This window comes from Priestia sp. ABM2_011 (assembly GCF_056158845.1).
Genome location: NZ_JBSWUB010000001.1, coordinates 1,747,090 through 1,759,900, shown reverse-complemented (window position 1 = coordinate 1,759,900; position 12,811 = coordinate 1,747,090). Strand labels below are relative to the sequence as shown.

14 protein-coding genes are annotated in these 12,811 nt (G+C 34.2%); 2 read left to right on the top strand and 12 right to left on the bottom strand.

Annotated features, from left to right (window positions below):
• Positions 1-81 precede the first annotated feature (81 nt).
• From ACXAE4_RS09320 to mreC, 12 genes are all read right to left on the bottom strand, one after another.
• On the bottom strand, positions 82-1,500 hold the full coding sequence (locus tag ACXAE4_RS09320; RefSeq protein WP_217027011.1) for a sodium/glutamate symporter: 1,419 nt from the start codon (positions 1,498-1,500) through the stop codon (positions 82-84).
• Positions 1,501-1,521: 21 nt separating this feature from the next.
• The gene (locus ACXAE4_RS09315; protein WP_289578231.1) at positions 1,522-2,688 is read right to left on the bottom strand and encodes an alanine dehydrogenase; all 1,167 of its coding nucleotides are present in this window, start codon (positions 2,686-2,688) and stop codon (positions 1,522-1,524) included.
• A 365-nt stretch (positions 2,689-3,053) separates the two neighbouring features.
• Positions 3,054-3,917 (bottom strand): DUF4097 family beta strand repeat-containing protein, encoded by an 864-nt coding sequence (locus tag ACXAE4_RS09310; protein WP_289578232.1) that lies wholly within the window; start codon positions 3,915-3,917, stop codon positions 3,054-3,056.
• Positions 3,907-4,470, bottom strand: coding sequence for an HAAS signaling domain-containing protein (locus tag ACXAE4_RS09305; RefSeq protein ID WP_098626362.1), 564 nt, complete (start codon positions 4,468-4,470; stop codon positions 3,907-3,909). Before ACXAE4_RS09305 ends, ACXAE4_RS09310 begins: the two co-directional genes overlap by 11 nt.
• Positions 4,457-4,786 carry a PadR family transcriptional regulator gene (locus ACXAE4_RS09300; protein ID WP_034267458.1) on the bottom strand — a complete coding sequence of 110 codons (330 nt, stop codon included), beginning with the start codon at positions 4,784-4,786 and terminating at the stop codon, positions 4,457-4,459. The genes ACXAE4_RS09305 and ACXAE4_RS09300 overlap by 14 nt, the downstream gene beginning before the upstream one ends.
• Positions 4,787-5,063: 277 nt before the next feature.
• Positions 5,064-5,219: a hypothetical protein gene (locus ACXAE4_RS09295; RefSeq protein WP_049165958.1), complete on the bottom strand. Its 156-nt coding sequence runs from the start codon at positions 5,217-5,219 to the stop codon at positions 5,064-5,066.
• A gap of 495 nt (positions 5,220-5,714) precedes the next feature.
• Complete coding sequence (locus tag ACXAE4_RS09290) at positions 5,715-6,158, bottom strand: phosphatase PAP2 family protein (RefSeq protein ID WP_353479625.1); 444 nt, start codon at positions 6,156-6,158, stop codon at positions 5,715-5,717.
• Complete coding sequence (locus tag ACXAE4_RS09285; RefSeq protein WP_353479626.1) at positions 6,134-6,403, bottom strand: hypothetical protein; 270 nt, start codon at positions 6,401-6,403, stop codon at positions 6,134-6,136. The genes ACXAE4_RS09290 and ACXAE4_RS09285 overlap by 25 nt, the downstream gene beginning before the upstream one ends.
• A 140-nt stretch (positions 6,404-6,543) precedes the next feature.
• The gene (locus ACXAE4_RS09280) at positions 6,544-7,962 is read right to left on the bottom strand and encodes a HAMP domain-containing sensor histidine kinase (RefSeq protein ID WP_289578235.1); all 1,419 of its coding nucleotides are present in this window, start codon (positions 7,960-7,962) and stop codon (positions 6,544-6,546) included.
• On the bottom strand, positions 7,963-8,646 hold the full coding sequence (locus ACXAE4_RS09275) for a response regulator transcription factor (protein WP_028414891.1): 684 nt from the start codon (positions 8,644-8,646) through the stop codon (positions 7,963-7,965).
• A 261-nt stretch (positions 8,647-8,907) separates the two neighbouring features.
• A complete protein-coding gene (locus ACXAE4_RS09270) occupies positions 8,908-9,603 on the bottom strand; it encodes a response regulator transcription factor (RefSeq protein ID WP_028414892.1) in 696 nt (231 codons plus the stop codon).
• Between the two features lie 181 nt (positions 9,604-9,784).
• Positions 9,785-10,576: a rod shape-determining protein MreC gene (gene mreC, locus ACXAE4_RS09265; protein ID WP_186806751.1), complete on the bottom strand. Its 792-nt coding sequence runs from the start codon at positions 10,574-10,576 to the stop codon at positions 9,785-9,787.
• A 497-nt stretch (positions 10,577-11,073) separates the two neighbouring features.
• Between mreC and ACXAE4_RS09260 the strand changes: the two genes are divergently transcribed.
• A complete protein-coding gene (locus ACXAE4_RS09260) occupies positions 11,074-11,838 on the top strand; it encodes a COG4705 family protein (RefSeq protein ID WP_228123018.1) in 765 nt (254 codons plus the stop codon).
• Between the two features lie 113 nt (positions 11,839-11,951).
• Positions 11,952-12,110, top strand: coding sequence for a hypothetical protein (locus tag ACXAE4_RS09255; protein ID WP_155017460.1), 159 nt, complete (start codon positions 11,952-11,954; stop codon positions 12,108-12,110).
• Positions 12,111-12,811 lie beyond the last annotated feature (701 nt).

Genomic DNA, 12,811 nt, shown 5'->3' with positions numbered 1-12,811 from the left:
CATACCGTTTACGGGCTCTTGTTTCTCGTTCATAAGATATAAATATAATTAGTTCAGTATGCATATTTTATTTAATATACGTTATTTTTCAATATGTTCTCCCGATATTCGGATAAAGCTTTCATTTCTATCTAATGGAACAGGAGGGCGTTCTCCTAAAGGAACCTTCCAGTGCCACCATTTGAAGATTCTAGCTATGATGAAACATAGAATAGATATGCCTGCAAAGATCCCAACAAACGTCCAGTGCTGTCCGCTTAGCAGCATAACAGGCCCTGCTGACCAGGCAAATAATTCTAACGGTGTATTAAGCGGTCCAACTACCGCTGTGTCTGTAAGTGTTTTTGATTTATTGTTAGGATCAATAATTCTTAGTAATGTAAGTCCGATAGCGAATACACCTGTTGAATAGCCATACACAAATATAGAACGTTCAAACCAGCTTTCATAGTTCATAGCAGGTCCAATTACGACTAGCATCACCACCACTACTACTATACCTGAAAGCATTAATAAACCAAGCGGAAGTGCATATTCAACAACAATAGGTAATTTAATTGATGCTACACCGAAAAATACAAGAAAATCAGTTGCTGCACTGCCTAAACGATCGACTATCTTACTATCAACGTATTTGTAAACCCCTTTTTCTCCTTTGCCTAGCAATATGTACATAAGCAGTGCTATCAAAAATGCTATTGTAAACGTTGGGAATTCCAGTCCCCAAGCAGTAGCAATATAGTTATTTAATAGATAGCCCAAACCTGACGGCACAACTAATAATGCTAAATGAAAGGCTAATGGATCCATGGCAATTGGTGAAATCGTGTCATTTCCCATTGCCGTTCTATTTTTAGGCTGAACTAATCCTGTTTTTAGATCCTCCGAAATTTCCGAAAAATCTTTTACATAGTGAGTATAACCTTTTCGCGTTGCCCATTTTATAAAGATAAGTCCACCAAAAATACCTGCTAAAATACCGCCGGTAGCAGCTGTCATTCCTAAGTCAGTTGCATTTTCCCATCCTAAATTTTCAAAGGTTGTACCTACCGCTGCCGCCGTTCCATGACCTCCATAAAATCCGGCTGCTAAAAGTAAACCAAATCCGTTATTAATCTCCGGGGCAAACTTTGAAATCACTAAAATCGAAAAAACAATTGGAATAGACATTTGAAGACCTATACAAAGAATTTTATAAGTGGCATATGCGCCCATTCGATTAATATCCTTTTTCATATTGCCGGGTGAAAAGGAAAATCCGTTTATCCCGACTGCCGCAAATACAAAGATGGTGATGATTCCTGCATAGGAGCTAATATCTTCAGAAAAAGGTAGAACATTTAGAAAGCTAGGTCCTAGTGCTAAACCTAAAAAACCTGCCAATAAGCTTGCCGGAATAAAACTTCTTTGAATAAATTTAAATTTTGCGCGAAGCAGCATGCCTATTAGAATCAAGACGCTGGCACAAGCAAAATCTACTAGTATCGTATATACAGTCATTCATATCCTCCTTTCGTAACGTTACATGCTTAAAAAATTAGTTGATCTTGTTGATGTAGCCGGTGGTGCTGGGTCTAGTTTTTCTTCTTGTATATGTAATACGTCTTCTGGTTTGATCCAAGGTCTATTTTGGATAGCACTTGTTTCTTCATGTGTAAGGTATCCTTTATAAGCGGTTAAGCTTCGTCTTAAAAATCCGTCTTTCATACAGGCTGATTTTACACCTGAATTTAGGATAGATTGGATATGTGGCAATACAGATGCCGCATAAGCTACAGAAGTAGAATTAGCAATAGCTCCAGGAATATTGCTGACACAATAATGAACGACACCATTTTCGATATATGTAGGATTTTCATGAGTTGTTTCACGGAAGGATTCAATTGCACCATCAGTATCATTGCTAATATCTACAATAACTGATCCTTTTTCCATTAAATTGAGCATATCACAATCTATTAAATAATCTTTGCGTTCCTTTGGCCATTTTACACAGTTAATCACCATATCAATTTCAGGAAGCAATTTTTTAATATTTTGCTTAGTTGATAGCTGCGTATTTACTTTTTCATTATACGTTTTGCCAATATCTCTTAATGTTCCGTAATTTACATCCATAACCGTACACCACGCACCTAAAGAATGTAGTACCTGCAGCGCCGACCTTCCTACTAGTCCTCCTCCAAGGATAAGTACCTTCATACCAGGGGCTCCGGCTAAGCCACTAACAAATTTTCCTTTCCCGCCGTTAATCGTCAGCATAGCCTGCAGACCCATTAATGCACCTTGTTTTCCCGCTGCTTCACAGTTAACTGAACCAAATCTATGAGAATCCTCTGCTGTGAACGCAATACATTTGCTATCGAGTATAGCCTGTACCTGCTCTTTATGTGCAGCTGGATGTATACACGTATAGATAATTTGATTTTCCTTAAGCAACTTATATTCACTTTCTTCAATCTCTTTAACTTTTGCGATAAAGTCACATCTTTCATACATCTCTTCTGTTGTTTCTACTATTTCCGCCCCTTCTTTTTCATACTGTTCATTCGCAAATCCCGCTAGTACGCCCGCATCTTTTTGAACAAGAACCGTGTGGCCGTCATCTTTAATAGCAGCAACCTCTAAAGGCGTCATAATGACTCGATATTCTCCCACTTTCTTATCTCTTAATACGCCAAATACCATGTTGATCCCCCTAAATTAGTTTTTGTAAATGCTTCTCCTTCATGCGTGATCTTAAGATTAAATAAATTATTATAAATTTTCAGACTAGAATAAATATACCTTATCTTGCTACACACAAACTATAGAGAGATTGTTCTAGTAGAACCTTATTCTGCATTTACTTACCAAATTATAAATTAAAATGAATAAAAATTCAAAAGAATATAATATTACTATCTATTTTTTGTGTAGTAACAAGCTTTTAGCTTATTAATCTTGCATAGAAAAAAGGTTCCACTCATCAACGTTTAATGAGTGAAACCCTTTTTTGATTATCTCACGCTAGCTGTGTCTCTGCTTTTTTGTAGGCAAGCTTATTCAAACAGTTACTTTATTACTGAAATACTGCCGTTGTGAGTAGCTAGTTTAATGATATTCTTTCCTTTGCCAATAACAACGTCCCTATCATATTTGTTCAAGATATCTACTTTTCCGTTGTCGACAGAAACGTTAAATTGAACGTTACTTGGTTCTTTTTCTGTGGTGATCTTAATTTTTCCATTGTGCGTTTTAAAGTCTATATTTCGATTAAGTTCTGCTGTTTCAAGAACAATACTTCCGTTATGTGTTTCACCTTTTAAATTGCCTTCCACGTTACTCAGCGTTATTTTCCCGTTATTTGCTTTCGTTTGAATCGTTTTTGCTGCAGCATTTTTTACACTTGTAAGTCCATTGTGTACGTTCGTATTTAGGTTTTGTGAATCAATGTCTTCTAATTCCACACGTCCATTGTTCGCACGAACAGAAACATCTGCTGCACGTAATTTTTTAACAGACACGTACCCGTTGTTGCTGGAAATCCCCAATGAATTATACTGTTTTTCAGGCAGATAAACGTTGATGGATAGCGGTTTTAATACACTAACAATGTCAAAATTGACCCAGCTGCGCTGCTGTTCATTATAGGAGATAAAAAGGGTTGAATTTTTAACATTAGTAGTGAAGTCTCTTTTTATGTTAGAAGCTGTTTCGCCTTTTAACGTTACTTTGATATCACTGCCTTTGATAGGGTACACATGAACACGAGTATTATCCGTATTAATGTTTACCTTTGATACTTGATTGCTGTTAATAACTTTTTCTTTTGAAATAGGTTCAGGGTTAATAGCACGATACGTAAGGAGACTTCCTATAATCCCAACAAGGATGAGAATACCCGCAAGAACGGAGAGTTTCTTTTTATTCAACACGTTTTAAACCGCCTTTCACCAGTGATACATTGTATTTCAGATAACGTACAAATCCTTTTATAGCTAGCTTCGTTACAACAAACATACCTAGCATAATAAAATATCCAATTCCGCAAAATGCTAACGACATAAATAAATTAAAGAGAAAAAAGCCGCTCCAATGTACAATAGCTTCACCGAGAACTAGAATAGGAGATAGCAAGAAACATAGACCTATGGCCCAAGCTGATAAAATAAAGCCAGCTAATGCAACGGCCGGACCAAGAACAATTACTACATTAAAAAAAGCTAAACCAATTACGGCCCAAGTGGCTCTCAAAATATTTTGAGTTGTTGCCTTAGCTGTTGCTTGCTCAACGTGATAATCTGCCAGTAATTCTTTGGCTATTTGATTCGGGGATCCTAGCGACGCTACAATTTCTTCTTCTGTTTTTCCTTCTTCTAACCCAATGGAAAAATGTTCTTCATAATCTTGTAAAATATCCGCTCGTTCTTTTGAGGACAATGGTTTTAAGGATTCATTTAATTGCTGTAAAAATTTACTCTTCGACATTGTTCACACCTTCTTTAATTAATTGATTAACACCTCTTGAAAATTCGTTCCATTCATCGATAAGTTCGTATAAATACTCCCTTCCTTTAGCTGTAAGCTGATAATATTTTCTTGAAGGACCTTCTGTAGATTCTTTTAAGTACGTTGTAAAATATTCTTCTTTTGTTAATCGGCGCAGAAGAGGATATACAGACCCCTCTGATATTTCAATTTGATCGGAGATTTTTTGAACTAATTCATATCCGTAGCGGTCTTTCTTATCAAGTAACACAAGGACACACAGCTCTAAAACCCCTTTTTTAAATTGCACGTTCACTGCTCTTCACCCTTTTCTTTTCACAGTCCACTACTGTTTATTGTATAGTACTGATTTATAATAACTTCCTAATAATTACAATATATCACCAGCTATTGTTTATTGCAAGGTACTGTTTAATATTTTTTAAATTTTAATCATTTTACAGTCGTAAGGCATTTTTTATAAAGCAAGGTTCAACCTTCTTTTTCTAATTAGCTTATATATGAAATTATTTTTAACGCGGCCAAAAGAAAAAGCAGCCTATAACTATAGACTACTCAGCAGCGATGTCAGGCTATTTTTCTTTTGCTTGCTTAATAAATAAAAAGAAAACCGTAATTAAGATAAAATAATTTAGCGGGTTTTTAAAGATATTACCATCTAAAGCTAATTGTAATAAGATCCATAAAGCGAAGATAACTAATATGGCTGGTATTGTAAGTTTGTTCATACATTGCTCATCCTTAGTCTCAGAGTAATACAGTAATCATGACTCTCAATATTTTTTATACTGTAAAAATTAAATCCACAAATAGCTTTGCAATTCATATTGATTGAATGTACTGTAAGAATATCACTTTTTAAGATAAAATTTAACAGTTGTCTATCATAATTGATAGAAATGTATGAATGTCATTTGATTTTTTTGTAATAACTTAAAGAAAAAAGTAACCGTTATTTTACATTTTTTAATAATAAAAACAGTCAATTTTATGACTGTTTTAAGTAGAATGCTATCAAAAATTTAATTTCCTAGGTGGTGTATCATCTTTATAAAAAATGCAGTTCTTATAGTTTCGTTTTTTATTCCCCCTACTGAAAAAACGTCCATAAATCAATGCTGGCTGTTCATATCAGTACTTTTAATAATCCACACTTAATTATGAAGCCAGTCACTTGCATCCTTACCCTATATGGTTATTTTCGCGTTGATATATCATCGTATTCATTCTTTACTTTGAGTAGATCTTCTTTGCTCAACCTTCTTCTCCTGATAGCGTTGATAGAACCAAATAGCAATAGCTAGCCAGCAGCCGCTAGCAAAATAGCCTCCAATAACGTCGCTAGGATAATGCACGCCTAAGTAAATACGACTAATACCTATTGCTAGAATCATTGTAGTGCTAATAACGATTAAAAGTGTACGTCCCCAGCGAGTAGAAATATGGCGCCAGAGCAAAAATGAAAGGACGCCGTAAACAGCAAAAGCACTCATAGCATGCCCACTTGGAAAGCTATAACCATTGATTTCGATTAATCGATGGAAATCAGGACGTGCACGATGAAAAAGTAGTTTTAGCAGCTCATTGAGGATTGGAGAACCTACAATAATCGCGATAAATAAAATAAGCTCCGTTCGATGTTTTAATACTTTATAGAGAAAAAACAAACTAAAGAGAGAAAAAACAAACTAAAGAGAGAAATCACTGCAACAGATGGCGTAGAGCCAATAAAAGTAAAGCACTTCATAATAGTCGTTAGCCCAGGAGTTTCGAACCCTTGAATTAGCGATATAATAGACCGATCAAATGCGACAATTTTTGATCCATTAATTAAAAGAGCCATCCCACTAAAACAAATAAGGGACAACAAGCTTAATATAAAAGCAAGTGTAAATTGAAACTTCAACTTCATACTAGACACCTCTACTTTCTGTGCTTTATCAAGCTACTTTTGATGAAATGTGATAAGGTCTTTTTACTTTTAGATTTTGATGCTTCTTTGCTTTTGAAGTTAGGAGTATTAAAAATAAAGAGCTTGTTTTATATGCACATTTATAGAGAGTTAGTAAACAGAGGCCATACAGCCGTTACATTTGTTCCTTCGCCCTCTTTACTCTCGATGTTAATCGTACCGTGGTACTTTTCAATCCATCGTTTGGCTATAGCCAGTCCTAAGCCAAGTCCTCCTTGTTTTCGGCTCCTTGCCTTATCCACTCGGTAAAATCTATTTAAAATATAAGGTATATCCTCTTCTGGAATTCCAATTCCTTTATCCATTACTTTAAGGGATACCTTTTCATTGATGAGAGAACAGTCTATAACTACCTCTTTCTCTTCCTTCTTAGAATATTTGACTGCATTATCTAACAAAATGATTAATATTTGTTCTAGATGGCGAGAAGAAATATTCACGTACAGATTTTCATGTGAGTGTCTTATTTTAAACTCATAGTTGTTATACAGTACTTCAAAATTCCTTACAACATGTTGAACAGTGGCCAATACGTTAATAGGTTCAACATCTACAGGATTTATCAGACTATTTTCAGCTCGGGATAGCTCCAATAATTCTTGCACAAGATTCGTTAAACGCTCTACTTCTTTCAGACTGGATTTCAAGGATTTATCTAATACTGCTGCTTCATTTTTCCCCCAGCGATTTAACAATGTCAAATGTCCTTGGATAATGGCTAACGGAGTTCTTAATTCATGTGAAGCATCCTCTACAAACTGTTTTTGCTGTAAAAAAGAGTCTTCGAGGCTATCCATCAACTCATTAAATAAACTGCCTAATTGAGCAAATTCATCGTTTTTTTCATTAACTGGAACACGTTCTTCAAGGCCATTTGTTTTTATTTTTTTCATCGTCAATGTTAACGCTTGAACGTTAGATAGTATTTTCTTTGCTAGAATGGTTCCACCTAGAATACTAAAGATTAGTGAGCCTATCCCTGCAGCAAGCATTAATAAAAAAATCTTGTCCATAAAAGCATCAGACATCTCCATATTTCTAACAATTTCAACCGTTCCAGTGAAGTTGTCGGTGACAATTGGAGAACGAAGAACGAGTAGACGTTCATCGTGGTTTCGAATCACTTTATACTCTTGGTGCTTCACCGCCTTCGGTTGCTGCCAATTTGGTGAAACATTGTTTGAGGTACTGGTTATAATGTTCCCTTTCCTATCAAGAACACGAATCAACTGATTCTTTTCATTAATTTTCGATAAGTATCCTTCACTGTTTTCAATTTGTTTTAAGGATAAAGGTTCATCATCAGATTGAATAAAAGCGAGAACCTCGTTTAATTGATGAATACCATTTTGCTTCTCATAATTTAAAATACCGTTATCAATCACAATGTATTGAAAGAGGTTATAAGAGAGAAAAAGAAAAAATAAAAACATGGAAGACCATAACGTTATCTTCCATCTTATAGGCAAATCTTTTATACACTTTATCCACTTTCTCATTTAAACATCACGCATCACGTACCCAACCCCTCTGATGGTTTGAATATATAACTCTTTGTCCTGCGCACTTAATTTATTTCTTAAATATCTAACATATACATCGACAACATTCGTTTCAACAACTGAATCGTACCCCCACACTTGCTCTAAAAGTATGTCTCTCGTTAATACTTTGTTAATGTTACGCATAAAAATGGCTAGGAGTTCAAATTCTTTATTCGTGAGTTCAATTAGTTTTTTTTCTTTTATCACTGTTCTTGATTCCAAATCAAGTTCAATATCTTTAAATGTTAATAGTAGCTTCTGATCCAGCATCTTGTTGTTTTCTTGACGTCTAAAAATGACTCGCATTCTTGCAAATAATTCTTCAATGGCAAATGGTTTGGACAAATAATCGTCAGCTCCATTATCAAGCCCCATTACCCTATCCATGACACTATCCTTAGCTGTGAGCATAATAACAGGAGTATCCTTAGTTGTTCTTAGTCTTCTGCATACCTCAATTCCATTTAATCCAGGCATCATTAAATCCAATAATATAATATCGTACTTCTGCTTGGTTGCTTTATCTAAACCAGTACGACCATCGTAAGCTACGTCAACTAAATATCCTTCATATTTTAGTTCTAATTCTAAAAATTCTACTAATCCTTCTTCATCCTCTACAATTAGTACCTTTTGCATATAAAGTACTCTCCTTTGTCTAAAAATTAAAAACGTAAAAACTGCTTCTACAAATGAATATGAGTACTAGTACTATATCCCTCCATTTTGAAAGATAATAAGAAGAAATATGAAATAAGTTTTCTATGACTTTCTTCTTTATAGGCTTTTCTTCAATTTATCAAATAAAAATTAGATTTGAATAAAAAAGAGATTAAGAATAAATGAATTTATTTCTTAATCTTCTTTAATGAATCATATAAAGTTGCTTTCCTTGTTTCTTTAACTTTCTTTAATGGTGTATCCTATACCTCGAACAGTCTCAATGAGTGAGGGACTAAATCCTTCTTCAATTTTCTTTCTCAAATAACTTATATAAACATCAAGTATATTTGTATCTCCTTCGTATTCATATCCCCATACATTTAGTAAGATTCCTTCACGAGTAACCGTCTTATTTTTATGGATGACTAAGTAAATTAATAAATCATACTCTTTAGGGGTTAAGCTGATTTTTTGCCCAGCTCTAGTTACTTCTCTTGATTCAGTATTTATAACCATATCTTCAATTAATAATAACGAGTCTTTTTCTACTTTATTCCTAATAACAAGGTGCTTATAACGTAGTAAAGAACGTATCCGAGCCAGCAATTCTTCAGTTTTAAATGGCTTAGTTATATAATCGTTTGCGCCATGATCTAACCCCAGTATTTTGTCTAGAGTTGAGTTGCGAGCTGTCAAAAGAATAATAGGCACGTAATTTTCTCTCTTTCTTACTTTACGCAAGACCTCTATACCACTCATTTCCGGTAGCATAATGTCAAGTAAAATTAAATCAAACATATTTGATAAGGCCATTTCGAGACCATCTCTTCCATTGTTTTTAATTTTCACTTGGTAACCTTCATGTTCAAGTTCCATTTTTAATATATTGCCTATTTCTACTTCATCTTCCACAATTAAAATACTTTCTTTCATCTAACTAACCCCTCTTTTCAATCTCTATATTTTTGCTTTGCATATCGATCGCTCTTTCTAATAATAAAGAGAAGTGTATAGCTATCACAAACCAACATCTTAGTGGACAATAAGAAATTTTAAGTGCTGAACATAAAAACATAAGATAAAAGACTTCTATTAGAATGTAATATTAAATTCCCTACCCATTGTTCTTTGCTTTAATAACAATTACTTCACTAATATCATTAAAGTTGGATGAGGGTTTTACAACGGCCAATTGCGTTAATCCATATTCATCAGGCTTTACTTTGATGACTTTTCCTAAGGCTAATTTCCTTTGAAAGATTGAACTGATAGGAGAGGTTTGAACTTTATCTCCTACATTAACCTCAGCCTCACTAGGGATTTTTCTAATAATTAAATTACCTTTTTTATCATCGTAGCCTTCTAATGTTCCATTCACGCTTTTCCTATCCTTTAACATTACCGCCATACGATTTGTCCTAAGGTTTGAGCTAATTAGTTCTACGATAGAGGTTGACGAAAAAACTTTGGATACCTTCCCAATGACTCCATTTGTACCTAGCACATTCATATCTATTTTTAACCCCTGCTTCTTTCCTTTATCAATTGTTAATTCATTGTTCCAGTTGTTCGTTGAGCGGCCAATTACGGTAGCTGTTACAGGATTATAGGTTTTTACCTGATCTTCTGTTTTTAAAATTTTTTTTAAGACTTTATTTTCATATTCCAACTTATAAGCATTTGCTTCCTCCTGATTTTCAGTGGCTAGCTTATTCTTTAAGATAGAGTTTTCTTTGTAAGTGGAAAATAATTGACTCACTTGTTGAGGTTCACTCCAAGAAAGCTTGTCTAAAGAAAGTAAGCTACCTTTGTACAAGGTTCCAACAAAAATAAGTCCTCCTACAGTAAGAATCCCTCCTATCAAAATATATGTATGTCTTTTCTTCTTTCTTTGAAAACGTATCAAAATGGCACCTTCCTACCAATAGTCATGCTATTTATAATCTTACTAGCTGTTTCTTAAAAATTTCTTAAGTATCATCATCTTTGACCTCTTAACAACTGTTCAACGTTCTCCTTCTTTTAATGAATTGTACTTATTTTCTAGTTTCAAAAGCTGAAGGCATAACGTTATGTTTAAAAAACTTGGCTCACATAATTTAAATTTAATACTGTGTAATGAAATTTAAATGAAATTAAAATGAGAATTCGATAAAAAATAAATATTTTATTTTTATAAAAACATCATGGTGCAACAGAGTTGATAAAACATTAATAAAAAGTTTTTTATAAAAATCTCATTAAATTCTTATTTATTTTTCATTTTGATTTTAGAAAAAGACTGTACAGTTTGAATTGCAGCGATGAAGCTTTAAAAAAATTTCTTTAAGAAAAACGTTAGGCAAGTGTGCCGTTTATTTAAGAGAATAAACAGTTAGCACAAGAAGGAGAGAAAAATTAAAAATGCAAGCATCTTCGCCAATGAATAAAATTGCACAAATTACCCTTGTTTTTTGGATTATGAAGATTTCTGCTACGACACTGGGTGAAACCGCAGGTGACTTGTTAGCACAAACATTAGGAGTTGGATATGCAGTTAGTACGCTGATCTTTTTTAGCATATTTTTAATTACACTTGTAGCTCAACTAAGCTCTAAGAGGTATATTCCGGCCCTTTATTGGACTGTTATTCTGTCAACTAGCGTAGCTGGCACAACTATGTCTGATTTTATGGATCGTACACTGGCATTAGGTTACGCAAAAGGCTCGATGATATTAATCACTATATTGTTGTCGATATTTGCATACTGGTATTTTAGCGAGCGTTCATTAAATATCAACTATATTAGAAACCGCAAGGCTGAAATACTTTATTGGATTGCCATCCTTTTCTCAAACACATTAGGTACAGCTTTAGGAGATTTTTTGTCTGATACGTCTGGCCTTGGATATATAGGTGGAGCTATTTTAATTGGCAGCTTACTAGCATTCATTGTTATATGTACCTTCTATACAAAGATTTCTCGTGTGTTTTTATTTTGGGTAGCATTCGTTTTGACTCGCCCTTTCGGAGCAACATTTGGAGATCTTTTGACAAAGCCACATGAAAAAGGCGGTTTAGACTTAGGTACGGCAGGCTCTTCTCTAGTCCTAGCCTCCATTCTTATTGCCTTTATGATTCATACGACATTTAAACAAAATAACGTAAGCTCAGAACAAGCGCTGTAGATTTCCTTTTTTATTTAATACATTACAAAACCCATAAAAAGAAAAAATCTAACGAAGTGACTAATTGCATGAACCACCTCTTTTTCGCACATACTCGTAAGGAGGTGGTGTTTATGGTTAATCAGTTAGAAGTTCTTACCCAGCGTGTTAATGATAAACAATACGATTACTGGCTTCATCATGATTTATTTAGTGCTCAATGGTGGCTAATTATCATTTTAAGTGCGCTTTTCTATTCGTTTTTTATCTCCTCATTGACCGACAACGAATAATATTTATTCTCTTAGTATTTTTTTCATTAGCTTTGTTTTAGTTGGTACTGTGGATGAACTCGGAAAGTTCTTTGGCGTATGGAGCTACCCTCATCAATTATTGGTCTTTACTCATCGTTTTAATTCCGTTGATTTTGCAGTTATCCCGGTTATACTTACATTAGTTTACCAATTCTTTAGCACATGGAAGATTTATTGGATTGCTTCTCTTATTGCTTCAGCTTTTATCGCTTTTATTGGAGTGCCTATATTTACTTTTTTCCATGTTCTATGGAGCATATTAATTACAGACACAAAAAAAGCTCACCTTAAAAGGTCAGCCTAAATAGGGGAGTTCTATAGAAAATGTTGTATTGCATTACTGATATTTATACTAGCATCTAATAGTGAAAAATTGGTGAAATGTTCGTCTCACTTATCTTTTTAAAAATTTCTTCTTTGCAAAATGAAGTCTACGTTTTAAGCTCTCACTATAAAAGCGTGAACTCGTGACAGGCTACGCTTTTATACATCTATATTCCATTAAGATCTATGAAAGTTAACCGGTCTCTAATCAGCACTTACTCGTTCAAGCCTGCTATTTTTAGGTACGTCTCTTTTATCTTCAATCGCTCTCTGTAAAGGAAGCTAAAAGAACTGTAAAATATATGGACGAAAAAGCTAATCATTATCTTGATATTATTAACGGTTTATCGCCAGAT

Excerpts from the sequence above, each read along its gene's own strand:
- ACXAE4_RS09315 (WP_289578231.1), bottom strand. The coding sequence starts at position 2,688 with ATGGTATTTGGCGTATTAAGAGATAAGAAAGTGGGAGAATATCGAGTC.
- ACXAE4_RS09270 (WP_028414892.1), bottom strand. The coding sequence starts at position 9,603 with ATGAAAGAAAGTATTTTAATTGTGGAAGATGAAGTAGAAATAGGCAAT.
- ACXAE4_RS09260 (WP_228123018.1), top strand. The coding sequence starts at position 11,074 with ATGCAAGCATCTTCGCCAATGAATAAAATTGCACAAATTACCCTTGTT.
- ACXAE4_RS09295 (WP_049165958.1), bottom strand. The coding sequence starts at position 5,219 with ATGAACAAACTTACAATACCAGCCATATTAGTTATCTTCGCTTTATGG.
- ACXAE4_RS09255 (WP_155017460.1), top strand. The coding sequence starts at position 11,952 with ATGGTTAATCAGTTAGAAGTTCTTACCCAGCGTGTTAATGATAAACAA.
- ACXAE4_RS09305 (WP_098626362.1), bottom strand. The coding sequence starts at position 4,470 with ATGTCGAAGAGTAAATTTTTACAGCAATTAAATGAATCCTTAAAACCA.
- ACXAE4_RS09285 (WP_353479626.1), bottom strand. The coding sequence starts at position 6,403 with ATGAAGTTGAAGTTTCAATTTACACTTGCTTTTATATTAAGCTTGTTG.
- ACXAE4_RS09275 (WP_028414891.1), bottom strand. The coding sequence starts at position 8,646 with ATGCAAAAGGTACTAATTGTAGAGGATGAAGAAGGATTAGTAGAATTT.
- ACXAE4_RS09280 (WP_289578235.1), bottom strand. The coding sequence starts at position 7,962 with ATGAGAAAGTGGATAAAGTGTATAAAAGATTTGCCTATAAGATGGAAG.
- ACXAE4_RS09320 (WP_217027011.1), bottom strand. The coding sequence starts at position 1,500 with ATGACTGTATATACGATACTAGTAGATTTTGCTTGTGCCAGCGTCTTG.